Origin of the sequence: Sorangium sp. So ce117 (genome assembly GCF_051524395.1) — a bacterium.
In the GTDB taxonomy this organism is placed as follows: domain Bacteria; phylum Myxococcota_A; class Polyangia; order Polyangiales; family Polyangiaceae; genus Sorangium; species Sorangium cellulosum_B.
Window position 1 is genome coordinate 4,771,507 of the sequence record NZ_CP150309.1, and the last position, 26,566, is coordinate 4,798,072.

The following is a 26,566-nucleotide window of genomic DNA, read 5'->3' on the forward strand; positions in this document are numbered from 1 at the left end:
GGCTCGATCGAGCCATCCGGGGCGCATCAGTCCGCGCGAGGGAACGTCATCTGTGCTATTTCAGCACAGATCATGATCTCGCTCGCCGCGATAGAGCTGCTCGTCGCCACCGTCGAGTCCGGTAGCTTCTCGGGCGCCGCGCGCCGGCTCGGCGTCACGCCGTCCGCGGTGAGCCGGCGCGTGATGCGCCTCGAGCAGGAGCTCGGCGTGGCGCTCCTGGCGCGCACGACGCGGTCGCTCCGCCTGACGGACGACGGGCAGGCCTTCTACGCGCGCTGCGTCCGCATCGTCGAGGAGCTAGGGGAGGCGACCGAGGCGATCGCGCGTGCGAGCAAGAAGCCGGTGGGGCTGCTGCGCGTCGACGCGCCGGTGGCGCTCGGACGGGACGTGATCGCGCCGGGCCTGCCGCGCTTCGCGGCGCGCTACCCCGACGTGCGGGTCAACCTGACGCTGCGCGATCAGCACGTCGACCCCGTGGCCGAGGGGCTCGACCTGCTCGTGCGCATCGGCCCGCTCGGCGACTCGAGCCTCGTCGCGCGCCGGCTCGGCGCGAGCCGCATCGTCCACTGCGCGGCGCCGTCGTACATCGCGCGGCGCGGCGCGCCCGCGACGCCGGCCGATCTCTCGGGCCACGACTGCGTCGGGTACCTGCGCGACGGGCGGCCCACAGCGTTCCGCTTCCTGACCGGGGACGGCGACGCCCTGCTCGAGGTGCCCATCTCCGGGCCGTTCCACGCGAACGACGTGGATGTCCTGAGGCGCCTCGCGATCGCCGGGAGCGGGATCATCGCGATGTTCGACTTCCTCGCGAAGGACGCGCTGGCCGAGGGGACGCTCGTGACCGTGCTCGACGAGTTCCCGACGACGACCTGGCCGATTCACGCGCTGTACCCGAAGAACCGGCACCTCTTGCCGAAGGTGCGCGTGTTCGTCGATTTTCTCGCGGAGATCTTCGCTCCACCCTCGCCCGAGCGCCGGGGAGAGCGCCGGCGGAGCGGGCGACGTTGAGCGCGCTCCGTCGCGTGAGCCGCCAGACCTGTCAGAACTGGTAGAGCCCGCCCGCCTCGACGCCAAAGCCCGTGCGGTCGGCGTCATGCTGCGCTGCGGCCGCCGGATCGAGCTTGTGGCGCGTGAGCAACAGCGAAGGCTCGAGCACGATCGAGAGCCCCTTCATGGGCGCGAAGGCATACCCCGCGCGCAGGGTCACGTTGCGCTCGATGCCGGGACCATTGGCGCCCACGCGCGCGGGAGCGGTGGCAGGCGTGCCGCCCGCCGCGGGGGTTCCGGGCGTGTAGCCGAGCTGCATCTCGTCGGTGCTGAGCACCATCGCGGTCCCGGCGACGAGGTGCAAAGAGTGCTTGTCGAACGTGACCTTCCCCGACACCCAGCCGCCCACCTCGGCGACGTCGTTCGTGCGATAACCCTGCCCGAGCGTCAGGAGGCCCAGGTTGGCGAGGTTCTTCCCGCCGTACGCCTCGGCCCGCACGTTCAGCGAACCGCTCGTGATCTCGCCGAACAGGTTGCCGCCGAGCGCCAGCTTCCCCTCTTCGGTCGGCAGGTTCGCGTCGAAGGCGAGCCGCGTCCCGATCACCGAGGCGCCCACCCACGCTGTCTTCTCGGCGCGATAGCTCGCGCGCAGCGAGACGGTCGGCGTGCGCGAGTACTCGACGTTGTTGAGGATGGCCGTGACGTTCTGGCTGACCAGACCGAGCGCGGCGCCCACCTCGACGCTGCCGACGTTCGCCAGGTAGATGAACTGGTGGCGCACGAAGCCCGAGTTTCCGGACTGAAACATCCCACCCACGAGGTTGTACGTGTGCGTGTTCAGCGGCGAGAACAGATCCCAGGTCTGGCCGAGCGTGAGCTTGTGTCCCTCGGCGGGAGTCCAATCCAGGAACGCCTGACGCACGCGAAGGCTCATCCCCTGGGCCGGAGAGGACTTGCCGAAATCGATGAAATCGACCTCGACCTGCCCCTTCACAGGCGTGCCCTCCCCGACGGCCACGCCAAGGCGCGTCTGCTGCGCCTGAAAGGTGAGGCCCACGGCGTCCGGATCGGCGAGGAACAGCGGGTTCACCGCGGCCGTCGGGGCGGAGTAGTTCGGGTTGCCGAAGGACTCAAGGCCGTTCCCCACGACGACCGTGGGCTTGAGGATCCCGTAGACACGCACGAGAGGCTTGTCATCGGCCTTCTTCTGCTCGACCGGCGGAGGAGGAGCAGGACGGGGCTCTTCCACGGGCGTCGGCGCGGCCGCGCCCGGCGCAGCCTGCTGAGCCGGCTCCGCCGGCTGCGCGTTGCTCGTGGCCGGCGCAGCGATCCCGGCCAGCGAGAGAGAGACGACAAGGGTTGCGCTGGGCGTCTTCCAGGTGCTCATGATCAATCTCCTACGGCGGTGAATCGGACACGCGGGTTCACGTTCCGACATCCACGAGGGCCACATCGGCGCCGCCGTCGACCACGCCACTTGTCATGTTGGTGTTCACGTGGGTCTCCCGAGAGCATGGTCCGCGCAAAGCGATTTCAATACGCCGACAATCTTATTGTGGGCTGTGAATGGCGGGACACCCTACTACCGAATCCGTCGGGCTGCCAAAAAATATGCCCCAAATCAACGGGGATCCCCGCGGCGAGCGCTCGACGCGGTGGCGCGAGCTGGAGCGCGTGGACGCCGACAGATAAAGATCAATCCGGATCGTAACTTCCCGCCAGCCGAGGGGGCCAACCCAACGACTAGACCGTGCCCTCCGGCGCGCGCTGGCGGAGCGCGTCCTCCAGCGCGCGCTCGAACACCGCGCGCGACGGATGGACGGTCAGCTTCCGGATGGCGGTATTCGCGATCTGAACCCCGAAGATGACCACCCTGGATTGGAGCAGGAAGTGACCTCCCTCGACCGCATGGAGGACGGAAATCGTCGCCGCGGTCAGCCGCGTGCGCGTCACGTGCTCGTAATCGGTCATCGCCTCCCAGTCATTGAAGACCAGCACTCGGCCCTCCGCGGCCACCCGCCGCAACATGACCTCCTCGATCGCCGCGGCGCCCGCCTCCACCAGCACCCCGGTGACACACGTGACCATCAGCGCCGGCGCGGGACACCAGATCTTTACCGTGCCCTCGCTGCACCAGTGGGTCTGAAGCGGGCGGGCAGGGAGCGGGACCATACAGCTGGCGGGTAGACTGGGCCGCGGGCGACCCTTCGTCGAGGACCTCGTCGCACGATCTGCATCCAGAGGAGGAGCAGCGCAACGGGCCAGGTTCTCTGCACTGTTGTGTTGTGAGGCGCCCGACCATCACGCGAAGTGAAACATTCAATTCGGGCGGCTGAAAACAACCTGTGCAGTTCTCCTGTTACAGCGACGGATCTTTATGCTGCCCGGGGCCGAGCCCCGCCTCGCCTGCGGGCGGCGCGCGCTCTGGACAGCCTGCCCCGTCAGGGCTTCGCAGCGCCCGCCATGAACGCGGCGAACGCCTCGGCGTACTCCGGATGCCAGCGCGACAGCGCAGGTCGGTTCCGGATCAGGTCGTCGGCAGCCCACTGCACGCGGCGCTCGTCCATCTCGCGCGTCACCGCGTTGTCGGGACAGAGCAGATAGAAGTCGCCCCGGGCCATGCCGCCGATCATCAGATCCACCACCTGATCGGCGGTCCATGCCTCCGCGGGCTTCTCCGGGCCTCGCGCCGTCATCCCGGTGAACGTGTAGCCCGGGATCAGCAGATGGGCGGTGATCTTGCAGCCCGCCACGTTGCGCAGCTCGTGGGCGAGCTGCTCCGTCAGCACCTTCACGCCGGCCTTCGACACGTTGTAGGCAGCGTCGCCGGGCGGGGTGGTGATGCCCTGCTTCGAGCCCGTGTTGACGATGGCGCAGGGGGTGCCCTGCGCGATCATCGCCTCGGTGAACGCCTGCACGCCGTGGATCACGCCCCACAGATTGACCTCGATGAGCCGCCGCCAGCGATCGATGTCCTTCCACGGCTTGCCGCCGCCGCCGACTCCGGCGTTGTTCATCAGGACCGCCACCTCCCCGAACGCGTCGTAGGCGGCCTGCTTCAACCGATGCACGTCCTCGAGCCTGGCGACGTCGGTCGGCACCGCGCGCACGTCGGCCTGGCCGCCGGGCGCGGCGGCGGCGACGCGCCCGGCGGCCTCGTGAAGCGCCGGTCCGTCCAGGTCGGCGAGACAGACCTTCAGGCCCATGCGCGCGAAGCGCTCGGCGGCCGCGAGGCCGATGCCGCCGGCGGCGCCGGTCACAACGGCGGCGCGGCCAGGTGTCAATGCGGGATGGTCATTCACAGCGGATCTCCGTCATGCGTTGATGGCGCGCCGCCTCTGGCGCGGCGATCGGGGCGAGCATAGTGGGCGCCGGCGGGTCGGGCCACGATCCTCCGGCGCGAGTGGCCTCCTCCAGGAACGGCTTGCATATCACGGCAGCGGCCCCTACCATGCGCGCTGGCAGACAGCCGCGCAGGTGCATGATGAGCGACTCCGAGGACAGCGAGACCATCTTCCGGGTGGTCGTCAATCACGAAGAGCAGTACTCGATCTGGCCGGCAACCCGTGATCTGCCGCTCGGCTGGCGTGCTGAGGGCGCCGAGGGGACGCGCGCGGCGTGCCTCCAGCACATCGAGAAGGTCTGGACCGACATGCGGCCGCTGAGCCTGCGCCAGGCCATGGACGGTCAATGACCGGCGTCCCGCGCTCGCCCGCCGGCCTCGCTCTGGGCCCTTGACGGGGCGAGTCGCGCCGGCTGGAGCTCGCGCCCGGCGGCCGCTCCCCGCGTGCGTGCTCCAGCTCCAGGGCGCTCGCGCCGCAAGGCCGCCTCAGCCCGCCACCCATCCGATCATCAGTCGGCCGACGGCGACGATCACCAGCAGACTGACCGCGAAGCAGCCGAGTCCCGGGCGCTTGCCGTTATCGCCTGCTCCCGCCGCCTTCAGGCTCACCGCGCCCGGGGGATCCGGGCACTTTTTTTTTAAGGTGGGCACCCGCTTCCACCGCGCGGGCGCGGCTTCGCCTTCGAGCAGCGCCACCGGGGGCGTGCGCTTCACGATCGCCATCGCGCGCGCCGCCCGGCTCTCCGGAACACCCCGCCTCGACGCGCGGATCGCCGCCTCGGGCAGCCCGAACACCTCGCCGGAGCCGTACGTCCCCGCGAGGCCATCGAGCACGCGAAGGTGCCAGTCGGCGGGCATCGCCCCGGGCAGCGCCTCGATCGCATCCTCCGGGATCGGCGGGAACCACACGGCGAAGTGCTGGACCTGCCTTCCGGTCCAGTCCTTCCGCGCCGGATCGAGGAACCGCGTCGCCACGTAGGGAACCACGAGAGGGCCTCTCGGCCCGTGCTCGTCGATCTCGAGCAGGCCATAACGGAGCTCTCCGGCGCTCGCGTCGGCGTCGCCGATCATGGCCTCGAGCGTCGTGAGCCAGGCGGGGAGGGCGGGGATCTCGGGCACGCAGATGAACTCGTAGTCCCAGTGCTCGCCGCGCGTCCTCCAGAGGAGGCGCGAGGTCTCGACGACGGGCGCTGGCGCTGGCGCGAGCATGGCTGTCCTACTGGTTCTGGTGGTAGGCCCGCGCCCCCTCGTCGTTGCGCAGGGCCGCGGCCATCGCGCTCAGGACCGCCGTGAACGCGTCGCCCCTCCGGATCGCGCCCTCGCGGGTCTTCTGGAGCCTGTCGAGCCGCGTTGTCGCGAAGTCCTTGATCGAGACGAACCGCAGGATCTTGCTCACGATCTGGTATCGCTTCGGGAGGAAGTCGTCGAGGGAGTCGACGAACGTGACCAGATCGCGCAGCCCCTGGAAGAACGTCTCACCGGCCGACCTCTCCTTCCGCGTGGCCTGCGCCTCGCGGACCGCGCCCTCGACGGTGCTCACCAGGACCGCGGGCGCGAGCGTGCGCACGCCGAGCGAGGTGCCAGGGTCGACCTGCGCGTCGGCGTCGACCGGCGCGGCGACCGACGAGAGCAGCATGAAGCGGTGGCCGAACGCGCGCTCGGCGCGGAGCACGGCGCAGAGCTTCGCGAGCTGATCGTCGGCGTCGCGGCACACCTCGCGCTCGAAGTCGCTCGCGCTGTACTCCGGCGGGAACAGGTCGGCCTTGCTGAGGGCGAGGATCCACTCGCGCGGGAAGCTCACCTCGTCCCCCGTGGCGGCGCTGGTCCGGCGCAGCCGGTCGCACTCGTCGGCGAAGTGCTCGAAGAGCCACCGGATGTAGCCGGTCCCCTCGCTCCGGTACTTCGCGCCGTCCGCAAGGAGGATCCCGACGTGGCTCATGCCGAGCTTGAGCAGGCCCTGGCGCATCGCCTCCCGCTCTTCCGCGTCGATCGGCTCGTCCTCCCACCAGCGCCCGGGGTAGTCGTACCAGTGGATGCGGACCGCCGCCTCCGGCAGGTCCCTCGGGAAGAAGTCGAACTCGTACGCGTCGAAGCGCGTGCTGCCGTCCGGGAACCTGCCCTCTTCGAGGCGGTAGAAGCGCCCGAGGAGCTGGTTGCCCTGCGCCTTGTTGACCGCCTGGATCTTGTACGCGTGCTCGAGCTGAAACGAGGGCTGCGTCTGCGCCCGGTAGAAGGCCGCCAGGAGGACCGTCTTGCCTGCGCCGGAGGCGCCGAACAGGGCGACGTGCAGATCGAGCGGCGGCATGACCAGATTGCGATACGGGAGCGCGCGCCTCGGCACAAGCGCCGGCGCGCGCGGCCTCACCCCGGAGCCCCGGCAGCGCTCGCCTGAGCGCCGCCGCGCCCCGGCGCGCTACTCCTTCTCCCGCACCTCGACCTCGATCTGCTTCACGCTCGATCCGCCCCGCGTGTCGTGGACGACCGCCCACAGCGACACGCGTCCCGGCTTCGAGGGCGGCGTCCAGGTGGTCCCGTGGCGCTCGCCGGGGCCCGTCACCGCGTCGCTCACGAGGCGCCTCGCCCCGTCGAATCCGCCCCCGTCCGTGTAGTAGTCGACCCAGATCGCCTCGCGCGCGGGCGGCCCCCCGAGCCCCGTGGCCTCCACGTCCACGTCGGCGGCGTCGGACGGCACGATCACGTCGATGTCGTAGGTCGTGCAGTCGTCGGCGTCCGGCTCTGCCGGGCCGCATCCCTGCGCCTTCGTTTCCGGCTGGATGCACGGTTCCACGACGGGCAGGCCGCTCTCGCCGAGCGCGACCTCCTTGTCGTCCAGCTTCAGCGTGAAGCCGTCGATGGGCGGGTTCGTGTTGGCCCGTTGATCCGAATCCTGGAAGACAAACACCTGCGTGTAGCCCACGACGAAGCTGTCCGGACCGAGCACCCTCCCGTCCTCGTCGACGCACTCCAGTGGAATCTTCAGGCCGTCGCCTGCCAGGTCTGCCAGCGCCGCGGACGGGTCAGCGCCTGTCTGCAGCGCCTCCAGCGCTGCGGACAGCGGCGGGGATGGCCGCACCTTGCCGGCGCACACGGCGAACAACACGTAGGCCGACGAGTACTTCGTTCCGCTCGCGGTGGTTGCTGCGTCCTCCCGCCTGAGGATGTCGCCGGACAGCGTCCACGTAAACGACGCTGCGTTGGGCTTGCCGCTCAGCTCCGATTCGAGCTCCTGTCGCTTCAAGAGAGCGGTCTGCTCCTCCTGGCCGCCATTGCCGCCGCCGTTGCCTCCGTCGCCATCGTTGGCACCGCCGCCGCCGTTGGCGCTGCCGCCGTTGCCACCGTCGCCGTTGGCGTTGCCGCCGCCGCCATTGGCGCTGCCGCCGTTGCCGCCGCCGCCGTTGCCGCCGCCACCTCCGCCTCCCTGCGGCGGGGCCATTGCCGCCATGTAGGTGCCTATCCACTGCCCGAGGCACCCGATCTGCGCGTCCACCCCGACAGGCGGGTTCACGCAGCCCCCGATCCACATGACCTCGACGTTCCGCGGGTTGCCGTTGGCGTCGCCCAGCGCGTCGGCGTACGTCATCTGGAACGTCACGGGCGTGCCCCGTGCCGGGTACGGCTTGTCCGCCGTCACGGCCAGGATGCGGAGTCCCTCCACCTCGGACGACGGAGCCAGGTCGCTCCCCGAGCAGCAGGGGATTCCGAGGGCCAGGGTCGAGAGCGCGGCGAGCAGCGCGCGGCGAGAGGGCAGTCGGGTCCGTTTCATCAGAAGTCTCCTCGCAGCCCGAGCGTGGGCAGGAAGGGGAGCCCCGTCACGTACTCCCGCTTCGTGTAGTTGAAGTTGTAGCTGATGCCCTCCGCAGCCTGGTAGTTGTAGACGTTCTGCACATCCAGGTAGAGCCCGAGCTGCCACCTCTTGAATCGCCACGTCTTGTCGACGCGGACGTCGAGCTGATGGAACAGCGGCATCCTCTCGCTGTTGTCGCCCCCGAGCGGGAAGGGCGAGTACTTGCCCGAGGAAGCATGGTAGATCGCGTTCAACCGGTTCGGATCACACCCCTTCTGCTCCGGATCGCAGACATAGGGTGTCTGCAGGTTGCCCGACACGAGGCGGAAGCGCGCGCCGACCTCCCAGCCCCGGCCGAGCTGCAGGTTCCCGAGCACGGTCAGCACGTGCGTCTGGTCCCATGGCGTCGGGTGCTCCTCCTCGCCGGGGCCGTCCGTGCGCACCGACCGCGAGAGGGTGTAGGCCGCCCAGCCGAAGAAGCGATCGTCTGGCTTGTACTTCAAGAGCACCTCGCCGCCCACCGCGTACCCGGTGCCGTCGTTGGCATATCCGTCCTTCTCGGCCGAGAAGACGACCTGCCGATCGAGCTGCTTGTAGAACCCGTCCACCGTCACGTCGATCTGCGGCGTGATCTCCTGCTCCACCCCGAGGCCGTAGTGGATGGATCGGTTCGACTTGATATCCGGGTTTCCGAACGGCTCGACGCTCTCCTGGAACTGGGGCGCCTGGTAGTAGAGGCCCACGCCGCCCTTGGCCGTCGTCCGCGGGAAGCCGCTCCGGATGTCGTAGCGCGCGTTGATCCGCGGGCTCACGTCGAGGGTGTGCGTGTCGAGCGCGTAGTCGACGCGCACCCCGGGGACGATCCGCGCGCGCGACGAGGGGACCACCTCGAACTCGGCGTAGGCGGCGGGCCGGGAGTACGGGCCGTCGAACGACTGGTCCTGCGCGGGGAGCGTCGAGAACGGCTGGTTCGACGGGTGGCCTGCGGGCTGCCTCGTCGGCGCGTGGAGCTTGACCGTCGCGATGCCGCTCGTCAGGTCGGTGCCGACGTTCATCGTGAGGAACCTGGCGAACCGGTGCGAGTACTCCAGCCGCAGGTCGAGCGAGGCCGTTGTGATGTTGAAGGCGAAGGGCGCGATCCCGAAGTCGAAGACGTCCCTGCCGAGGGCCAGCGACCAGAGGATCCTGTCCCGGTTCCCCAGGCGGTTCTCGTAGCTGACCTGGAAGCGCTGGAAGGCGGTGTGCAGCCCGAAGTCGCCCGTCAGCGCCGGCTCGTCCTCCGGCGGCTTGTCCAGGGTGATCTTGAAGGCGTCGTCCGATCCGTAGAAGCTCGCGCGCACGCGCTCGCCGGCGGAGGGGCGGCCCTCCAGGACGAACTGGTAGTCGTAGTAGACGGGCGCCTGCGTCACGCTGGAGCCCGTCTCCTTGAGCACGGGCCCGAGCCACGCGTCGACCCAGCTCCGCCGGCCCGCCGCGATGAACTTCCAGTCCTTGAGGTACGGGACGGGCCCCTCGAGGAGCACGCGCCCGTCGATGAGATCGAGCTGGACGACGCCGTGGTACTTGCCGTCCTGCTTCGGCGAGCGGAGCCCGACGTCGACGATGCCGCCCATGGCGCGGCCGTACACGGCGCTGAAATTGCCCGGGTAGAAGTCGATCTTCTCGAGCATCTCGGTCGGCACGACCGAGGAGAGGCCGCCGAAGTGGTAGATGATCGGCACCGGGGTGCGATCGATGAACGTGAGCGTGTCCTGCGGCGCGGACCCGCGCACGATGAGCAGCCCGAACCCGCTGCGCGCGACGCCGGGCAGGCTCTGCAGCGAGCGCAGCGCGTCGCCGCCGGTCCCCGGGATGCGGTCGATCTCGCGGCGCTCGAGCGTCCTCCGGGTCACCTCGCGCGGCGGGCGCTCGCCCTGCACGGTCACCTCGATGCCCTGCGCCTGGCCGTCCTTGGGCTTCGCGAGCGAGATGCGGTAGCGCACCTCGATCGCCTCGCCCTCCGCGATGTCCTCGTCGGCGGTGAACGGCTCGAACCCCGCGGCGGCGACCTCGACGCGGTACTTGCCGGGCGGGAGGTTCTTGAAGCGGAACTTGCCGCGCTGGTCGGTCTTCACGTCCTCGCGGCCGCCGTCGGGCCGGAGGAGGCTGACCGAGATGTCCGGGAGCCCCTCGCCGGTGCTCGCGGACAGGACGGTCCCGACGACCGTCTCGACGTCGGCGGGCGGCGCCGGCGCCGCCGCGTCGGCGGGCTTGGGGGTGAGCGTGAACCCGTACCGGTAAAGGATGCGCGCCGGCGCCGGCGTGCCGTCCGGGCGCCGCGCCGGCTCGAACACGAGGCCGGGCGCGGCCGCGAGCGCGGCCTCGTCGAAGCCGTGTCCGCCCGGCGTCTGGACCTCGGCCTTGGTGACGCGCCCGGTCTTGTCGATGTCGAGCTTGAGGATGACGCTCCCCTCGACGCCCGCGCGCTGGGCCTCTTCCGGATACACGGGCGGGGCGTACGTGATCAGCTTCGGCGGGCTGACGGCGGCGGGCTGCGCCGGCTGGGCCGTGCCCGGCTGGGGGACGACGACCGCGCCGGCTCCGCCGCGGGGAACGGAGGCCCCGCCCACGTCTCCCTCGGGCGGAGGCTCGGGCGGAGGCTCGTCGGCGGGCTGCGCGCGCGCTGCGCTGGCGGTCATCGTGACCGCGAGCAGCAGCGCTTCCGAGACAGCGAGGCGCATCGCAGAGGGCGCTTTGGAAGGCATGCGCGCGCACTCTCGCATGATGCGGACGAAGAGAGAAATATGCATCCGGGACGGGAGTGTGCTCGGCCGTGTGCGTACATCGGCTCCACGAGGCGCCGGGGCGAGCGCGCTCCGTGGTCGCCGGGCGCGCTCCGGGTAACGTGGTTCGCGGCTCAGCCACCCGTGGTTCGCAGCCCGGGCCGAGGCGCGCCGCCGGCGCTCAGTAGAGCGCGTCCTGGTGCCGCCACCGCTCCGAGATCCACGCCTTCACGTACGCGATCTCCTCCTCGTACGTCGTGAAGTCGCCGCGCCCGCTCCATTCCTCGTAGCTCCGGTACGCCTCGCCCCACCTCGCCTCGTCCCGGCGCGCGCTCGCGTCGATGCGCGCCACGTAGCCGTCCACGATCGCCTGGATCTCGGCGTCGTCGAACGCGCCGCGCAGGACCTCGCCATAGCGGGCGCGCAGCGGATCGCCGATCGAGGGCTCCTCCAGGAGGCGCTGGAAGAGGAGGTTCACGCCGAGGTACTCGACGCGATCGGAGGCCGGCTGGCGCTCCGTCTGCCACGCCTGGCCGAAGCTCGCGTTGAAGTCCCACGGCGCGAAGCGGAACACGGTGCCTGCGACCGGATCGCGGTAGTGGTAGCTGTTCTTTCCGGCCGAGTCGTCGGCCATGATGAACGTGACGAAGATCCACCAGTCCTCGTAATCGCGCAGATCGATCCGCGACCCGATCTCGGCCGCGAACGCGGCGTTGTCGGACGTGGCGACGAAGCTCACGAGGTCCTCCAGGTCCGCGAACGCCTCCGGCTCGCCCTCCGGCGGCGTCCCCTCTTTCTTCTCGAAGCCGTCGTGCAGCGTCTCCTTCGGCTCGTCGTTGTGCGCGGTCAGCGCGAAGTTCGCGTCGTGGCTGACCGCCTTGTAGAGGTTGCCGTCCTGCGAGTACCCGTGGTCCTCCATGAGGTAGCCGTCGACGTGATCGGCGACGGTGTAGAGCCCGGCGTACTGCCCGTCGAGGTACACAACGGCGCTGTACGTCTTGATCTGGATGTGCTCCGGATCGAGGCGGTTCCAGAGGTCGTACGCAAGGCGCTGCCGGACATAGGAGTTGTCGTCGAACGTCGTGATGAGCACGACCTTGCGGCGATCGCTGAACCCGCCGGCCTCGTCGGGCTCGTTGAACTTGTCTTCCTTGGGGAACTTGAGGGTGAAGCTGTTCTTCGGATACCCGAGCGAGCTCTCGCCGCGGAGCTCCGCCTCGGCGGTGTACGTGTGGCCGCGGTAGACCACCGTGGCCGGCGCGTACTCCTTCGCTTCGGGGGTCGGCGAGAGGAAGAGCACCGGCAGGCCGTACTCCTCGGGATACCGGGCCGGATCGACGACAGGCACGTTCGACGGATCGGCAAAGGCGTCGGCGACGCCGATCTTGACGCGCCCGACCTCGGACGTCTGCGCGACGCGGATCTCGATCTCGTAGACGGCGGCCTGATCGAGCCCGGGTGAGAACGTCACCTCGCGCGCGACCGGGTCGTAGGTGGCGCCGTCGGGGAGCGGGCCGACCTCGATCGCGTCGTCGGGGAGCGCGAGGCCGGTCGCGCACGTCACGGGGAACGTCACGGTCTCGCCCTCGACGAGCCAGTGCGGTCCGCCGCCCGACGGCTCGCAGCGTGACCCATCGGGGCCCGACGACCCGCCGCCGGGCGTCTCGCCGGAGCAGCCGGCACCTTGCAAGGATCCCAGGACCAGGGCCGTCGCCAGCGGCAGGAGAAGGCGGGGTTTGCGCATGCGGGCGATCCTAGCCGAGCGCGCGCGGCGCGGCCCCCCGTGCTGGATGTGCGCTGGCATCCGCACGCGCGCCGACACGCGCCTCTCCGTTCTCACGTCGCCGCCGCTCGAGGACCGCCGCCGCGCTCGTCGAGCTCGGCCCTTGACACACCGCCGACTGGCTATTAAACAACTGTTTGAAACGGTCGATTGACAGGAGCCCTCGCGGAGATGCGGCTCCTGAGCCGGCCGTGACGACAGGAGGCGTGGGATGACGAGGGGCGAAGCTGTGCGCAGGGCGCGGAGCGCGGTGGTGTTCGTGCTCGGGGCGGTGGGGATGATGGGGTGTGGGGGCGACGGGGAGGCGCCCGCGTCGCCGGGGCCGGAGGTGACGTGGTACCGGGACATCCAGCCGCTCGTGGAGCGCTCGTGCGCCTCCTGCCATGACGGCGCGGGCGTCGGCGGGGTGGCGCTGACGGACGCGGCGACGGCGCAGCGGCTGGCCGCGCTCATGTCGCTGCGGGTGAGCGCGGGGGACATGCCGCCGCCGGTGCTGGACCCGAGCTGCCGAAGCTACGAAGGCGCGGAGAGGATGAGCCTCGGTCAAGAGGAGCGCCTCCTCTTCGAGGCATGGGCGCGCGACGGCGCTCCGCTCGGCGATCCTGTCGATTCGCCGCCGCCGCGGGGCCGGGCGGACAGCATCGAATCGCCCGACGCCACGCTCGGGATGCCCGAGGAGCACGAGGTCTCCCTCGACGACGACGGCAACGAGTACTTCTGCACGATCATCGACAACCCCTTCTCCGCGCCGGCCTGGATCACGGCGTTCGAGGCGGAGGTCGGCAATCCGGCCGTTGTGCACCACATGGCCGTGTACCGGGATCTCGGCGGCGACGCGGGCATCGGTTATGGCGTCGCGCCGGGGACGCGCGCATTTCCGTGCCGCGATCCGGTCATCGAGCTCGACTGGCAGCTGCTCCACAGCTGGGCGCCCGGCGTCGGGGTGACGCGGCTGCCGGAGGGGGCCGGGGTCCGGGTCGAGCCCGGCGAGCAGCTCGTGCTGCAGATGCACTATTTCGGGCGCAGGAACTCGGAGGCGCGCGATCGGTCCGGCTACCGCCTGGAGCTCTCGCGCGAGGCGCCTCGCGCCGAGGTCTACATGGATGTCTTCGGCCCGGTCCCCTTCACGATCCCCGCGGGCGCCGAGGCGCACACCGAGCAGAGCTCCGCGCCGAACGAGGGCCCGCCGCTGCTCGTGTACGGCGTCATGCCGCACATGCACGTGCTCGGCCGGTCGTACCGGGCCTGGATCGAGCGCGACGGCGGAGAGAGCGAGTGCGCCGCGCGCGGCGAGTTCGAGTTCCACCACCAGGCGCTCTACATGTTCGATGAGCCGATGCGCTGGGGGACCGGGGATCGCTTCGTCACCGAATGCACATGGGACAACACGGTGGACAGCGAGGGGCAGTTCTCGCTCCCGCCGCAGGACGTGCCCTGGGGGGAAGGGACGAATCAGGAGATGTGCTTCATGATCGCTTATCTGTCGAAGGAGTGAGCTCCGGCGGCGATCGGGCCCGCGGTGGGGGGACGGGCCGTGTTCCGCGGGCGCCCGTGCGACATCGCGCCGCAGGACAACGTGTCGCATGGTCGCGCCGCTCGGAAGCGCCTACGCAGGCCGCATGAGACGCCGACAAATCCTGGATCTCGCCGCCGCGAGCGCCGCGCTCGCCACCCTGCAAACGCTCGGCGGGTGCGCGCAAGACGACGCCGGTCCCGGGCGATCGCCCACGACACCTGGAGGAGAGAGCTCCCCGATGAAGCACATCGCCATGCTGATTTACCCGGCCTTCACCGCGCTTGACCTCATCGGTCCTCAGGCCGTGTTCAGTACGTTTGACAATGCGCGGATACACCTCGTGTGGAAGACGCTCGACCCCGTGACGACGGATACGGGGATCACCCTCCTTCCCACGGCGACCTTCGACACGTGCCCCGAGGAGCTCGAGATCCTCTTCGTTCCGGGCGGCATCGAGGGCACGATCGCCGTGATGAAGGACGGCGAGGTCCTCGATTTCCTCGCGGCGCGCGCGGAGCAGGCGAGCTACGTGACGAGCGTTTGCACGGGGTCGCTCGTGCTCGGCTCGGCGGGGCTGCTCCGCGGCTACCGTGCGACCACGCACTGGGCCATGCGCGAGGTGCTGCCCCTCCTGGCGGCCGAGCCCGTCGACGCGCGGTACGTCGAGGACCGCAACCGCATCACGGGAGGCGGCGTGACGTCAGGCATCGATTTCGGCCTCCGGATCGCCGCGAAGCTGCAGGGCGAGGAGGCCGCGCAGCTGGCGCAGCTCGCCATCGAGTATGCTCCCGATCCGCCGTTCCAGGCGGGTACGCCCGAGTCCGCGCCCGCGGCGGTGGTCGAGCGGTTTCGCGGCATCGCCGCGCCGGCGGTCGCGCAGGCCAGGCAGGCGGCGGAGCAGGCCGCGGCGCGCTGGTGAAGCGCGCCGCGTCCCCGAAGGGCCGCTGAGCCGCCGCTCGCCGGACAGGGCACGTCGGCTCGTCCGGATGGCGCGGTGGCGCTGGTCACTTCTCCGTCGACGTCTCGGCTTCCTCGAGCGTCAGCGCCGCGCCGGGCGCCGGCGTCCCGGACAGCACGAGCCTGCCGACGAGGAGCCCCACCACGGCCGCCACGGCCGAGGCGAGCAGGACGCCCAGCTTCGCCGCGGCGAGCAGCGCGGCGTCGCCGAACGCGAGGCCCGCGATGAAGATCGCCATCGTGAAGCCGATGCCCGCGACGCAGCCGATGACAGCGATCCCGCGCCAGCCGACGCCGCGCGGCAAGGCGCAGACGCCGAGCCGGACCATCGCGAAGCACGCGAGGAAGACGCCGAGCGGCTTGCCGGCGACCAGGCCGAGCGTGACCCCGAGCAGGATCGTCCCCGAGGCCGGGTGGCCGAGCGAGGAAGCATCGATGCGGACGCCGGCGTTGGCGAAGGCGAACAGCGGCATGATGCCGTACGCGACCCACGGGTGGAGCGCCGCCTGGAGCCGGACCACGGGCGGCAGGGCCTCGCGCTGGGCCTGCCGGATCCGACCGAGGGGCTTGAGCAGCTCGTCCGCGCGGTGGCCGTCGCGCTCGGTGAGCGCGGCGACCCTGTCCACCGCGTCGCGCGCCGCGGCGACGAACCCCTGGCTGCCGAACCAGGAGCGCACCGGCGTCAGCAGCCCGATGACGACGCCGGCGATCGTGGGGTGGACGCCGGCGCGGAGCATGCCCCACCAGACGACGGCGCCGGGGGCCACGTAGGCGGCGGGCGAGCGGACGCCGAAGCGCTGGAGCACCGCCACCGCGAGCGCCCCGCCGGCCGCGACGAGCAGGCCGCTCCACGCGACGCCGGAGGAGTAGAACAGCGCGATGACGATGATGGCGCCGATGTCGTCGATGATGGCGAGCGCGAGGAGGAGCACGCGCAGGGCAGGGGGCACGCGCTTGCCGAGCAACGCCAGGACGCCCACCGCGAACGCGATGTCGGTCGCCATGGGGACGCCCCAGCCGTGCCGCGAGGCCGGCGACGCGTTGAGCGACAGGTAGACGAGCGCGGGCGCGATCATGCCGCCCACCGCCGCGGCGACCGGCAGCGCCGCGCGCTTGAGATCCGAGAGCTCCCCCTCGTGGATCTCCCGCCGGATCTCCAGGCCGGCGACGAAGAAGAAGATCGTCATCAGCCCCTCGTTGATCCAGAAGTGGAGGGGCTGCGTGAACGCCAGCGAGCCCGCGCTGAGCGTGATCGGGACGTGCCAGAGGTGCTCGTAGGCGTCGCCCCACGGCGAGTTCGCCCACGCGAGGGCGACGGCGGACGCGATCAGCAGGACGATCCCGCTGGCGGCCTCGACGTGCATGAAGCGCTCGATCGGGCCGAGGACGCGCTCGGCGATGCGGCGCGCGGGGCCCCAGGTTCCGGGGGCAAGCTCCTGAGAGGGGGATCGGCTCAATGGACCACCGAGGCGCGAGCGACGTCGCGCGAGGGGGGAAGGCGGCCCGACCATCCCATGAAGACCTGTCGCGGCGCTCCGCCGCCGCGACACCCGCACGGGAGAATACTCGTTCAGGCGACCGGATCCAGCGCGAACGGGCGCGCCAGGCTGGGCGCGTCGCTCCGGGGCGGTCGGGCGCCGCCGCTCCGGCACGGCCAGGCGCCTGGAGGGGATTCGAGGCGCAGGCTGGAGCGTGAGCTGGTCTCGGCGCATCGTGGGGCCGGGAGGCGGCGGATGACGCGAGATGCCCTGGAGCGCGCTGCGGTGACGGCCTTTCTGGTCGCCCGCCACGGCGATTCGGTCTGCGACTCGGCCATCGAGATACGCCCGCTCCCCGGCGGGCTCTGCTCGGAGGTCGCGCTCGTCACCGCGCGGCTCCGCGGCGGCGCGCGGGCTCGCCGGGTCACGCTCGTGGCCAAGCTCGTGCACGGCACCGCCGCGCGCGAGGCGGCCGTCTACCGGCGGCTCTCGAGGTCCGTCGGGCGGCGCTTCTCGCCCGAGCTGCTCGGCGCGGAGCGGCTCGGGCGCGGGCGCTGGCTGCTCTACCTCGAGCGGATCGAGCCGGCGCACGCCTGGCCCTGGGCCGACAGCGGGCACACGGCCCGTGTGCTCGATCGGCTGGCGCGCCTCCACGAGGACACGGCGCAGGGCGCCGCGCTGCCGGCCTGGGACTACGAGGCCGAGAACCTGGCCGTGGCGCGCGATACGCTCTCGCTGGCCGAGCGCCTGCCCCGCGGCGAGATCCCGGCGCTCGCCCGGACGCTGCCCGCCCTGCGGCGGGTCATCTCGGCGCTGCCCGCGATGCGCCGCCAGCTCCTCGCGTTCCAGCCGCTCGGCCGCGCGGTGATCCACGGCGACGTGCACCCGGGCAACGTCATGGTCCGCCGGCGCGACGGCGTCGTGGAGCCGGTGCTGCTCGACTGGGCGCGCGCGCGGATCGGCTCGCCGCTGGAGGACGTGAGCTCGTGGCTCCAGGCCCTCGGGTACTGGGAGCCGGAGGCGCGGCGCCGCCACGATACGTTGCTCGCCGGCTACCTCTCGGCGCGCGGGCTCGCCCCCGCGCTGACCCGGCCGCTGCGCGACGTCTACTGGTTCGCGGCGGCGTCCAACGCGCTCGCGGGCGCGCTCGGGCACCACCTCGCGATGGCCTGCGGCGCGAGCGCGCCCGGCGCGCTCGAGGCCGCGGCACGGAACGCGGCGGACTGGCTGCGCGTCATCCGCCGGGCCGACGCGTGCTGGAGCTGAGGTGCTTCGCGGTCGTCGAAGCGCAGGAGGACGCCGTGCTCGCTCTGCCAGGAGAGCGACGTGAGGCTGGCGTTGCCCGGTCGGAACGGCTCCCAGCGCGCGGGCGGGACGCCGTGCAGCGCCCCGAGGATCTGGCCGATGGCGCCCGCGTGCGTGACCACGAGCACGCGCTGCCCCGGGTGCGCCGCGGCGATCGCCGCGATCGTCGCGAGGCAGCGCGCGCGGAGCTCGCGGTAGCTCTCCCCGCCTGGCCAGCGGAAATCGTCGTCGGCCTGGCGCAGGTGCGCCTCCCAGAGCGGGGCGTGCCGCGCCTTGACCTCCTCGATCGGGAGGCTGTCCACGTCGCCGCAGCAGAGCTCGCGCAGCCCGTCGTGGGGGCGGACCGGGCCCCACGCGCCGGCCGCGATCCGCGCCGTCTCGAGCGCGCGGCTCAGCGGGCTGGAATACACGGCGTCGAACGCCGGGCCTCCGGCGAGGCGGCGGCGCAGCGCCTCGGCCTCCTCGCGCCCTCGCGCGTCGAGCGGCGTGTCGGTCCACCCGCTCATCGGCGTCGCGGGGCCGGCGCGGTTACCGGCGGTGTGGCCGTGGCGCACGAGGACCAGGAGAGAGGGGCGCATGGGTCGGACCGAAGCAGGGGGGCTCGGCCCGGAAGCTAGCGTGAGCCGCGGCCAGATCGAGCGCCGCGCGCGACGGGCTCACCCCAGCGCCGTGGTCGCCCGGCGGTGCGAGCGAGCCGGGCCGGCGCGGGCGCGCGCTTCGTCCGCGGGCGTCGAGCGGCCTGCGCGCGCCTTCAGCTCAGCTCGTATGTGTCGTGAAGCCGGTTCCCGTGGAGACGTGCAGGGTCACCGTGCATCCGGAGGCTGTCATGATATCGGCCTTGCCGTCACCGGTGAAGTCTCCTGCCCGCGTGTACCGCGCGCCACCCCAGCCGGTCGGCACCGACCAAATGAATGTGGTGAAGCCGCTCCCGGTGGAGAGCTTCATGTAGATGTCGCTGCCGTTCGCCGAGGCGATATCCGCTCTGCCGTCGCCGTTGAAGTCGGCGGCCCAGGTATAGCCCGCTCCGCCGCACCTCTTCGCCTCGGCCCGGTCGTGGAAGGCGAAGGTCGTCCCGCTGGACGTATACGTGTAGACTCGGCCGCTGTTGGGAGAAGCGACATCCAGCCTGCCATCGGCGTTGAAGTTTCCGGCCCTCACGAAGTCGCCGCCGCCGGATCCGTCCCGATCGCTCCCGGAGCCGTCCCTGCCACGCCGCCTCGGCCTCGCGGGCGGGCGCGCTGGCAGATCGGGCTCGGCGGCGCCGCCGCGGTGCTGGGCGTCTTCGCGCTCGCCGCCGCGCTCAAGGAGCCGCCCGGGGCGCCGCGGACGACGGCATCACCCAGGACCACGCCGAGCTCGCCGCTCGCCGCGCCGGGCCGCGGGGAGAGGCGGCGGAGCTGTCGCCGAACGCAGCGGCCCACGCGCGCCCCTGCGCCGGAGCTCACTCCGCGCATGCCCACCTGGCCGACTTGCCGTTCGTGACGGTGATCGTCCAGTTTCCGTCAATCGTCGAGGGCTGGTTGATGACCGCGCCATCGGTCCAGCTGTTCTGGTTGAAGGCGCCGACGAGCGTCCTGAGAGCGCATCCCTTGATGCCCGGGCCCGAGGTGATGGTCACGGTCTTCGTTTCTCCCGGGTCAGCGGACACGAAGCCTGAGGTGAACACGGTTCCTTCGGGGAAATCCACGCATACCGCGTTCGTGAGCGCGGCCCCCGCACCGGGAGTTGCTGTGAGGTCGCCATAGAGATACCATCCAGTTGTCGGAAACCTGGAGCTGGTAGTCGTCACCTTGGCCACGGTCACATAGCTCTCCGCGCTGTTCCACGCGCCGTTGACGCTCCACAGCGCATAGAGATAGCATTGCCGTCGGTTGGCAGGGTCCAAGTCGGCGACCTTCCAGGGAGGTGGCCCATCGGGCTGGCTGCCGCTGTGTCCGCCCCACCACGACTCCGCCAAAGTCCGGTTGAGCGTGGTCTTAAAGCACGTTGCATGGGCAATGACAGGGTTATTGTACCAGATTGGCTGGTCGTTGCTGTCCAGGTGTGCACCCCCATGCCCGAAGAGACTGTAGCCCAAGAAGGAATTGACGGTTGCGCCTATCGCCGCCGCCGACATCGTGTCGGCGGTGGCACTCGTACCCCGACTGAGATTTCCCGCGACGCCGCGGAGGACGCAGGTGCGATCGGTGGACGGTCCCATGTCGTGGGGTTCCGGGTCCGTCGTGGTCCCCTTCCAGTAATAATACCAGCCGGTCAGCTCGTCGGCGGCCTCGCCCAGCTCCTCCTCCGTATGGATCCCTCCATCGGCGATGCATCCGAGAGAGAGCCCACCTGCGAGCAGCGCCGCGCTGACGCAGGTGAGGTAACGAAATGTCGATGTGGTGGTGGCATGATTGGCGCTCATGGGACTCCCTTTCGTGACTTCGAGGCTCGGGGCATGGCCTCGGCTCTTGAACCCCAAGCTTGCTCGCCCAGGAGCGGGTTCGTCGTCGCGACGGGAATGCAGCAAGCGTGCCAGCTCATGAAGCCCCTGGCGTCGGCTCCAGCGCCGCGGCTGCGGCCCGAATATTGGCCCGAGATACGCGTCGTCATTCAACCAACTGAACTGGTGGTGATGGAAGACGACACCGTGAGAGTACCGGGCGTCACATGTCACGGTTCGCGCGTGACATGTCACAGTTCGGGGCGTGACATGCCACGGCGCGGCGCGCTTCCTCCGGCTCGCCGCGCTGTTCATCATGGCCGATGGCGCCTAGACTGGCGTGACGGTCGATGGCCACCTGCCCCGCGTGTCGCTCGGTGTATCCGGAGGATGTGGCGACCTGTCCGGAGCACGGGGACGCGCTGCTGCCGGACGAGGCCTTCTTCGAGGACGACGCGCGGCTGGCGCCGGGCACGATGCTCGGCGAGTACCGCGTCGAGCGGCTGCTCGGCGCGGGGACGTTCGGCGACGTCTACGCGGGAGAGCACCCCCTCATCGGCAAGCGGGTCGCGATCAAGGTGCTGAACCGGCGGTTCGCGTCCGATCCGACCGTCGTCTCGCGCTTCGTCGGCGAGGCGCGCGCGGTGAACCGCATCCGGCACCGCAACATCATCGACATCTTCTCCTTCGGCGTCGTCGACGGGCGGCACTACTTCGTCATGGAGCTGCTCGACGGGCTCACGCTCGGCGCGCTGATCCGGCGCGAGGGGCGCCTCTCCCCGGGCCGCGCCGTCCCCATCCTCGAGGGCATCGCCGACGCGCTCGACGCCGCGCACGCGGCGGGGATCACGCACCGCGATCTGAAGCCCGAGAACATCTTCGTGGCGATCGAGAAGGGCGGCCGCCACTTCCCCAAGCTGCTCGATTTCGGCGTGGCGAAGCTCGCCGACGAGGCGCTCGCCCACAAGACGGCCACGGGGGTCGCGGTCGGAACGCCCGCGTACATGTCGCCCGAGCAGGTCCGCGGCAAGGGCGTCGATCATCGCTCGGACATCTACGCCCTCGGCGTGATCGCCCACGAGGTGCTCACGGGAACGCTCGTCTTCCAGGGCGAGTCGATGATGGACGTGATGATGATGCACCTCCTCCACCCGCCGCCGCGGGCGTCGGAGGTCTGCGCGGACCTCCCGCCCGAGCTCGACGCGCCGGTGACGGCGATGCTGGAGAAGCGCGCCGACGATCGCCCGCCGTCCGCTGGCGCGGCGGTCCAGGCGTTCGTCGAGCAGGTGCGCAAGCTCGGCCTCGAGGGGCTCGACAGCGCGGGCGCCGCGCGGCCCAGGAGCAGCGCGCGCGTGGTGTCCGTCGGCTCGCAGGACGTCAGCTCCGAGGCGGCGACCGACGTGGTGGACGCGCTCGATCCGGAGGAGGGCGTCGGCGCGTCCCGGAGCGGCGCCTCCGGGAACGGCGGCTCCTCCGGCACGCTGCGCAGCCCTGGCGTGAGCGGGGCGGTCGAGGCGGGGCGCACGCAGCCCATGCCGCCGGGCCCGGTGGCGCCCGTCGAGATCGGCCGGACGGCGGCGTTCGCCCCGCTCACCGAGCCCGCGCGTGTGCCGAGAGCCGAGGCCCGCCGCGCAGGGGTGCTCGCGGTGCTGCTCCTCGGCGGCGCGGTGGCCGGGGCGATCGCGTGGCTCCGCCCCGGCGGCGACGCTGCCTCGACCCGCGATGCCGCCCCGACAGCGGCCACGGGCGCGCCGCTCGGCGCTGCAGACGCCACCGGCGGGCCGTCCAGCACCCAGGGCCCCTTCGGCGCGCCGCTGGCCGGCGCGGGCGCCACGGGCGGGCCGTCCGGCGCCGCGGATCCTTCCGGCGCGCCGCCCGTCGCGGGCGCCGCGCCCCTCGGTGCCCAGGCGGCTCCGGGAGCCGCCGCGGGGGGACCGGCGCCGACCGCGCCTGTCGCCGGGGCGGCCGGCGCGGCGTCGACCACGGCGCCGTCGGGCGTCCGGGCGACCCGACCGCGCAAGCACCACACCGATCTGGAGAAGCCGGCGTTCGAAAGCCTCCGCGGAGCACCCTGACCATGAAGGCATCTCACGGAGCGTCGATCGTCCTGGCGATCGCGGCGGCGGGCTGCGCGAACCTCTCGCTGCTCGAGGAGGACGTCTGCGGCAACCGCGTCGTCGAGGCGCCGGACGAGGCCTGCGACGGGCAGGAAGGCTGCGGCGCGCCCGGGAGCGCGCACCAGTGCCGCTACCTCTGCGGGGGCGCCGAAGCGTTCGTGTGCCCCGGCGGCTACGGGTGCGGCGCGGACGGCGTCTGCCGGCGGCCCACGGGCGTGTTCGAGGAGCTCTCGGCGCGCACCATGGTCACGGCGATGGAGCTCTCGGCCGGCGACATCAACGCCGACGGCTGTGACGAGCTCGTGCACACGACGCTCGAGAGCACGACGATCACGGCGCTTCCCAGCCAGGCCCCGGGCCTGTGCGCGCAGGCGGAGCAGGCGCTCCCGATCGCCCGGGCGCCGTCGAGCGACGAGACGTCGCCCGCTCCGATCCTGCGCGACCTCACGAGCGACGGCCAGCTCGATCTCATCGTCGCCGGCCGCGGGGACGTGGTCTCCGCGCCGGGGGGCGCCGCGAACGGCCTCTTCGTGTTCTCCGCCTCGGAGAGCGGGGCCATGGCGCCCACGCTCTACGCGACGACGCGCCTCGACAGCGAGGCCGCGCGCCTCCTGTCGGCGCGGCTGCGCGGCCGCGACGCCGCGCTGATCTTCCTCGGAGCAGCCGCCGCGATGGGGGACCCGAGCGGCGGCGGTACGGGCGGCGAGCCGCCGGCGAGCGGCGGCCCCGGCCGCATCGCGGTGATGTCGGACCCGGCCGCGACGCCCCAGACGCTCGACGGCGACGTCGTGGCCCCCGTCGACATCGCGGCCGCTGTCGCCGCCGATCTGGACGGAGACGCCGCCGCGGACCCGGAGCCCTGCGACGAGGCGATCGTGGCGAAGCGGGGCGACGATCGAATCCGCATCTACGCCGTCTGCGGCCCCGCGGGCTCGAGCGCGCTCGCGGCGCTGCCCGAGGTGCTGCTCGGCGGCGGCGCGAGGATCCGCGACGTCAACGCGTCGCTCGCCGTGCACGATCAGAACGGCGACGGCTTCCTCGACATCGTCGTGAACGCCGTCCGCGCCGACAGCGGCGAGATCCACGTCGCGTACGGCCTCGGCGACGGGCGCTTCCATTCGACGCCGACCCTTCCGTCCAGCGGCTCGCCCGACCAGCGCACGGGCGCGCTCTCGCTCGACGACGCGGAGCTCGAGGCCGCGCTCGCCGATCCGGACCGGATCTTCGTCGCCGGCGACTTCGAGGCAGACCGCCCCGGGCCGGAGCTCGTGCCGCTCGACTGCCGCCCCGGCGCGCCGTTCCAGTCTCCCGTCTGCGGCTCGATCGGCGGAGGGTGCGAGGCGATCGCCGCCGACGTGAACGCCGACGGCCACCTCGATATCGTCGCCACCGAGACGCAGCTGCCCGACATCACGGTGTACACCGGCGCTTCGGACGGCTCGTTCTACACGCAGCGCGTCGCGACGCAGTGCCCGCCCCACTACCTCGCCGTCGGCGACTTCGACGGCGATCGGGTGAACGACATCGCCTACTTCGACCAGCAGGCGCGGCCGTCGTCGCCGCAGCCCTCGACCCGGCTCGACATCGCCTATGGCAACGCCTTCGCCGCGCCCTCCGCGCCGGCCGGGCACGGCCGCCTCGATCTCGCCAGCGGCCTCGTCGCGGGCCGCGTGCTCCCGGAGGCCACGGGCGCGCAGCTCTTCGCGTTGCGCGGTCTCCCGCGGCCGCCCGACGCGCCGGTGGGCTCCGGCTCCGGGCTGGCGCTCATCGAGGGGGGCCGCGATCGCCTCATCCGCGCGCCGTTCTACTTCGCCGCGCCTCCCGGAGCGCCGGGTGGCATGCCGCCTGGTCCTGGCGCGCCGAGCTCCATCCTGCCCGTGCGGCTCCTCGGCGTCGCGGGCGGCATGTTCGCGGTCGGGCCCGACGGCGAACCCCGGCAGCGCCTTGCGGCGATCACGGAGCTCGCCGTCGAGGGCGCGCCCGGTCCCGTGCCCGAAGGCACGCAGATCTGGCTGATCGCCGTCTCACCGGAGGGGGACAACCTGCGCGCCGAGGCGTCCGGCCGGCCCGGCGAGGGGGCGCCGCCGTGCGAGGCGTGTGTGCTCGCGCCGATCGACACCGACGGCGACCGCCGCGACGAGCTCGTGTGGTTGAACGACGGCGAGCTCGCGCTGTACGCGGCCGACGGCGAGAAGCTTGTCGAGGCGGCCCGGCAGGAGACGGCGCACGTGTTCAAGGCCATCGTGGAGGACGTGAACCCGCCGAAGTACGCGCCGCGCCCGCTCGTCGCGGATCTGGACGGCGACGGGCAACAGGATCTCCTCGCCCGCGCGGAGAGCGGCGAGATCGTCGCGCTCTGGGGCCGCGCCGGCGGGGGCTTCGACGAGACGGCGCTCGTCGCGCCGGAGCCTTGCGAGGGCGACAAGGCCTGCGCGGGCCTCGCCGTGGCGCTGCTCAACGCCGACGCCGACGTCGCGCTCGAGGTCGCCGTAGCCGGGCCCGGGCGGCTCGAGCTCTACGATCTCGACGCCGGCGCGCGGGCGCTGCGCCGCATCGACACCGCGTTCCCCGGGCCTCCGCCGGAGGCCGGCAGCGATTTCGTCGCGCTGGTCGCGGGCGACGTCGACGGGGATGGCGTCGACGATCTCGCGGTGGCGATGAGCTCCGCGTTCCTGAAGGTGTTCCGCGGCAAGCCGGTGCTGCAATGAGGGCGGCGGCGCGTTGCTTCGGCCCGTTGCTCGCCTGGGCCGCGCTGGGCCTCGCGGCGGCGCCCGCCGCGGCCCAGGCGGACGCGCGCCCGACGCCCGAGCAGGTGGCGCAGGCGGAGAGCTACTTCAACGCCGGCGCGCAGGCCTACGAGGCGGGCCAGTACCATGTCGCCGCGGAGGCGTTCCTGGAGGCGCACGAGCGCGTGCCGAGCCCGTCGCTCCTGTTCTCGGCGGCGCAGGCGTTCCGGCGGCAGCACCTCACGGAGCCGTCGCCGGACGCGCTGCGCCGCGCGATCGCCCTCTACCGCGAGTACCTGCGCCAGGATCCGAAGGCGGCGCGTCGCGAGGAGGCGGTGACGGCCCTCGGGTCGCTCGTGCCGCTGGAGGCGCGGCTCCCCGGCGAGGGCGCGGAGGCGGCGGGCGGCGAGGGCGCGACGGCGCCGGGCGGCGGCGCCGCGGCGGCCGCGAGGCCGGCGGCGGGCGGGACGCGGCTCCTGCTGTCGTCGCCGGCCGAGGGGGCCCGGGTGTCGGTGGATGGCCAGCCGTTCGTCGCGGCGCCGCTCGTGGCCCCGGTCGCTCCCGGCCCGCACCGCGTGCGGGTGCAGGCGGCCGGGCACGACGAGGAAGAGCTCACTGTCGTCGCGGTCGCCGGCGAGCTGATGCCGCGGCACGTCGTGCTGCGCGTGAAGCCGGCGCAGCTGCGCGTGACCGGCACGGGCGGCGCGCGCATCGCGGTGGACGGGCAGGTGAGGGGGACGGTGCCGACGGCGGGCGCGATCGCGATCGAGCCGGGGGTTCATGTGGTCGAGGTCTCGCTGCCTGGATACGAGCTCTTCCGGCGAGGGCTCCGCGTGACGCGCGAGCAGGCCGTGGGGCTCGACGCCGATCTCCGCATGACGTCCCGCCGCGTCGCCGCGTGGACGGTGCTCGGCGTCGGCGCCGCGGGCGCCGTCGCGACCGGCGTGCTCGGGGGCCTCGCCCTCGCGAGCCAGAGCGAGGCGGTCGAGCTGCGGGACAGGAAGGACGCGGACTCTCTCACGCCGTCGGAGCGGGATCGCTACAACGCCGCGGTCGACGCGCGCGGCAGTCTTGGCGCGGCGGCGGCCGTCGCCGGCGGGGTGTCGTTGCTCGCCGCCGCCGTGGGATTCGGGCTCTTCGCGTTCGACGAGCCGAAGGGCCTTGGCGCCGCCCCGCCCGCCGCGCCGCCGCCGCGGGATCCCGGCGTGGATGCGGAGTTCACGGTGGGCGTGCTTTCGGCGGGTGTTCGAGGGCGCTTCTAGATCGACAAGCGGGTTAAAACCCCCAGAAAAAGCTCAGGAATTCAAACCGCCGAGGACGCCAAGGACTCGTTCTGCTCCTGGCGTCCTTGGCGGCTTGGCGGCTCATCTCCGTCTCGCCGCAGGT

At 72.0% G+C, this 26,566-nt stretch carries 19 protein-coding genes and 1 pseudogene; 8 read left to right on the top strand and 12 right to left on the bottom strand.

The features are described 5' to 3' along the window. Positions 1–72 precede the first annotated feature (72 nt). The gene (locus WMF46_RS17740; RefSeq protein WP_437986685.1) at positions 73–1,008 is read left to right on the top strand and encodes a LysR family transcriptional regulator; all 936 of its coding nucleotides are present in this window, start codon (positions 73–75) and stop codon (positions 1,006–1,008) included. A 31-nt stretch (positions 1,009–1,039) separates the two neighbouring features. On the opposite strand, the gene WMF46_RS17745 is transcribed toward WMF46_RS17740, so the two are convergent. From WMF46_RS17745 to WMF46_RS17755, 3 genes are all read right to left on the bottom strand, one after another. Continuing rightward, positions 1,040–2,374, bottom strand: coding sequence for a hypothetical protein (locus WMF46_RS17745; protein WP_437986686.1), 1,335 nt, complete (start codon positions 2,372–2,374; stop codon positions 1,040–1,042). A gap of 356 nt (positions 2,375–2,730) precedes the next feature. Further along, a complete protein-coding gene (locus WMF46_RS17750; protein WP_437986687.1) occupies positions 2,731–3,159 on the bottom strand; it encodes a hypothetical protein in 429 nt (142 codons plus the stop codon). A gap of 269 nt (positions 3,160–3,428) precedes the next feature. Next, the gene (locus WMF46_RS17755; RefSeq protein WP_437986688.1) at positions 3,429–4,289 is read right to left on the bottom strand and encodes an SDR family NAD(P)-dependent oxidoreductase; all 861 of its coding nucleotides are present in this window, start codon (positions 4,287–4,289) and stop codon (positions 3,429–3,431) included. Between the two features lie 182 nt (positions 4,290–4,471). Between WMF46_RS17755 and WMF46_RS17760 the strand changes: the two genes are divergently transcribed. Further along, positions 4,472–4,681 carry an MbtH family protein gene (locus WMF46_RS17760; RefSeq protein ID WP_437987904.1) on the top strand — a complete coding sequence of 70 codons (210 nt, stop codon included), beginning with the start codon at positions 4,472–4,474 and terminating at the stop codon, positions 4,679–4,681. A 135-nt stretch (positions 4,682–4,816) separates the two neighbouring features. Here WMF46_RS17760 and WMF46_RS17765 read toward each other — a convergent pair whose 3' ends face one another. From WMF46_RS17765 to WMF46_RS17785, 5 genes are all read right to left on the bottom strand, one after another. Further along, complete coding sequence (locus WMF46_RS17765) at positions 4,817–5,539, bottom strand: hypothetical protein (RefSeq protein WP_437986689.1); 723 nt, start codon at positions 5,537–5,539, stop codon at positions 4,817–4,819. Positions 5,540–5,546: 7 nt separating this feature from the next. Continuing rightward, positions 5,547–6,635, bottom strand: coding sequence for a hypothetical protein (locus tag WMF46_RS17770; RefSeq protein ID WP_437986690.1), 1,089 nt, complete (start codon positions 6,633–6,635; stop codon positions 5,547–5,549). A 108-nt stretch (positions 6,636–6,743) separates the two neighbouring features. Next, positions 6,744–8,093: a hypothetical protein gene (locus WMF46_RS17775; RefSeq protein ID WP_437986691.1), complete on the bottom strand. Its 1,350-nt coding sequence runs from the start codon at positions 8,091–8,093 to the stop codon at positions 6,744–6,746. After that, a complete protein-coding gene (locus WMF46_RS17780) occupies positions 8,093–10,834 on the bottom strand; it encodes a TonB-dependent receptor domain-containing protein (protein WP_437986692.1) in 2,742 nt (913 codons plus the stop codon). The genes WMF46_RS17775 and WMF46_RS17780 overlap by 1 nt, the downstream gene beginning before the upstream one ends. Before the next feature lie 223 nt (positions 10,835–11,057). Then, a complete protein-coding gene (locus tag WMF46_RS17785; protein WP_437986693.1) occupies positions 11,058–12,620 on the bottom strand; it encodes a CotH kinase family protein in 1,563 nt (520 codons plus the stop codon). Positions 12,621–12,870: 250 nt separating this feature from the next. On the opposite strand from WMF46_RS17785, the gene WMF46_RS17790 reads away from it, so the two are divergent. Further along, entirely contained in the window at positions 12,871–14,154 is a 1,284-nt protein-coding gene (locus tag WMF46_RS17790) for a hypothetical protein (RefSeq protein WP_437986694.1), read from the top strand. Between the two features lie 124 nt (positions 14,155–14,278). Then, positions 14,279–15,094: a DJ-1/PfpI family protein gene (locus WMF46_RS17795; RefSeq protein ID WP_437986695.1), complete on the top strand. Its 816-nt coding sequence runs from the start codon at positions 14,279–14,281 to the stop codon at positions 15,092–15,094. A gap of 85 nt (positions 15,095–15,179) precedes the next feature. On the opposite strand, the gene nhaA is transcribed toward WMF46_RS17795, so the two are convergent. Next, complete coding sequence (gene nhaA / locus WMF46_RS17800) at positions 15,180–16,589, bottom strand: Na+/H+ antiporter NhaA (protein ID WP_437986696.1); 1,410 nt, start codon at positions 16,587–16,589, stop codon at positions 15,180–15,182. 276 nt (positions 16,590–16,865) lie between these two features. Here nhaA and WMF46_RS17805 point away from each other — a divergent pair, with 276 nt between their 5' ends. After that, positions 16,866–17,876: a phosphotransferase family protein gene (locus tag WMF46_RS17805; RefSeq protein ID WP_437986697.1), complete on the top strand. Its 1,011-nt coding sequence runs from the start codon at positions 16,866–16,868 to the stop codon at positions 17,874–17,876. A gap of 71 nt (positions 17,877–17,947) precedes the next feature. Here the strand turns inward: WMF46_RS17805 and WMF46_RS17810 are convergent. From WMF46_RS17810 to WMF46_RS17820, 3 genes and pseudogenes are all read right to left on the bottom strand, one after another. Next, positions 17,948–18,493: pseudogene (locus tag WMF46_RS17810) on the bottom strand (histidine phosphatase family protein); the annotation flags it as partial. A 178-nt stretch (positions 18,494–18,671) separates the two neighbouring features. Beyond that, positions 18,672–19,073, bottom strand: coding sequence for an FG-GAP repeat domain-containing protein (locus WMF46_RS17815; RefSeq protein WP_437986698.1), 402 nt, complete (start codon positions 19,071–19,073; stop codon positions 18,672–18,674). A 283-nt stretch (positions 19,074–19,356) separates the two neighbouring features. Then, positions 19,357–20,319 (bottom strand): hypothetical protein, encoded by a 963-nt coding sequence (locus WMF46_RS17820; protein WP_437986699.1) that lies wholly within the window; start codon positions 20,317–20,319, stop codon positions 19,357–19,359. Positions 20,320–20,687: 368 nt separating this feature from the next. Here WMF46_RS17820 and WMF46_RS17825 point away from each other — a divergent pair, with 368 nt between their 5' ends. From WMF46_RS17825 to WMF46_RS17835, 3 genes are read left to right on the top strand one after another with little or no spacing between them, the layout of a single operon-like run. Further along, complete coding sequence (locus WMF46_RS17825) at positions 20,688–22,412, top strand: serine/threonine-protein kinase (RefSeq protein WP_437986700.1); 1,725 nt, start codon at positions 20,688–20,690, stop codon at positions 22,410–22,412. 2 nt (positions 22,413–22,414) lie between these two features. Then, a complete protein-coding gene (locus WMF46_RS17830) occupies positions 22,415–25,162 on the top strand; it encodes an FG-GAP repeat domain-containing protein (protein ID WP_437986701.1) in 2,748 nt (915 codons plus the stop codon). Then, positions 25,159–26,442: a PEGA domain-containing protein gene (locus tag WMF46_RS17835; RefSeq protein ID WP_437986702.1), complete on the top strand. Its 1,284-nt coding sequence runs from the start codon at positions 25,159–25,161 to the stop codon at positions 26,440–26,442. Before WMF46_RS17830 ends, WMF46_RS17835 begins: the two co-directional genes overlap by 4 nt. Positions 26,443–26,566: the final 124 nt, after the last annotated feature.

Excerpts from the sequence above, each read along its gene's own strand:
- WMF46_RS17740 (WP_437986685.1), top strand. The coding sequence starts at position 73 with ATGATCTCGCTCGCCGCGATAGAGCTGCTCGTCGCCACCGTCGAGTCC.
- WMF46_RS17745 (WP_437986686.1), bottom strand. The coding sequence starts at position 2,374 with ATGAGCACCTGGAAGACGCCCAGCGCAACCCTTGTCGTCTCTCTCTCG.
- WMF46_RS17750 (WP_437986687.1), bottom strand. The coding sequence starts at position 3,159 with ATGGTCCCGCTCCCTGCCCGCCCGCTTCAGACCCACTGGTGCAGCGAG.
- WMF46_RS17760 (WP_437987904.1), top strand. The coding sequence starts at position 4,472 with ATGAGCGACTCCGAGGACAGCGAGACCATCTTCCGGGTGGTCGTCAAT.
- WMF46_RS17765 (WP_437986689.1), bottom strand. The coding sequence starts at position 5,539 with ATGCTCGCGCCAGCGCCAGCGCCCGTCGTCGAGACCTCGCGCCTCCTC.
- WMF46_RS17770 (WP_437986690.1), bottom strand. The coding sequence starts at position 6,635 with ATGCCGCCGCTCGATCTGCACGTCGCCCTGTTCGGCGCCTCCGGCGCA.
- WMF46_RS17775 (WP_437986691.1), bottom strand. The coding sequence starts at position 8,093 with ATGAAACGGACCCGACTGCCCTCTCGCCGCGCGCTGCTCGCCGCGCTC.
- WMF46_RS17780 (WP_437986692.1), bottom strand. The coding sequence starts at position 10,834 with ATGCGCCTCGCTGTCTCGGAAGCGCTGCTGCTCGCGGTCACGATGACC.
- WMF46_RS17785 (WP_437986693.1), bottom strand. The coding sequence starts at position 12,620 with ATGCGCAAACCCCGCCTTCTCCTGCCGCTGGCGACGGCCCTGGTCCTG.
- WMF46_RS17790 (WP_437986694.1), top strand. The coding sequence starts at position 12,871 with ATGACGAGGGGCGAAGCTGTGCGCAGGGCGCGGAGCGCGGTGGTGTTC.
- WMF46_RS17795 (WP_437986695.1), top strand. The coding sequence starts at position 14,279 with ATGAGACGCCGACAAATCCTGGATCTCGCCGCCGCGAGCGCCGCGCTC.
- WMF46_RS17805 (WP_437986697.1), top strand. The coding sequence starts at position 16,866 with ATGACGCGAGATGCCCTGGAGCGCGCTGCGGTGACGGCCTTTCTGGTC.
- WMF46_RS17820 (WP_437986699.1), bottom strand. The coding sequence starts at position 20,319 with ATGAGCGCCAATCATGCCACCACCACATCGACATTTCGTTACCTCACC.
- WMF46_RS17825 (WP_437986700.1), top strand. The coding sequence starts at position 20,688 with ATGGCCACCTGCCCCGCGTGTCGCTCGGTGTATCCGGAGGATGTGGCG.
- WMF46_RS17830 (WP_437986701.1), top strand. The coding sequence starts at position 22,415 with ATGAAGGCATCTCACGGAGCGTCGATCGTCCTGGCGATCGCGGCGGCG.
- WMF46_RS17835 (WP_437986702.1), top strand. The coding sequence starts at position 25,159 with ATGAGGGCGGCGGCGCGTTGCTTCGGCCCGTTGCTCGCCTGGGCCGCG.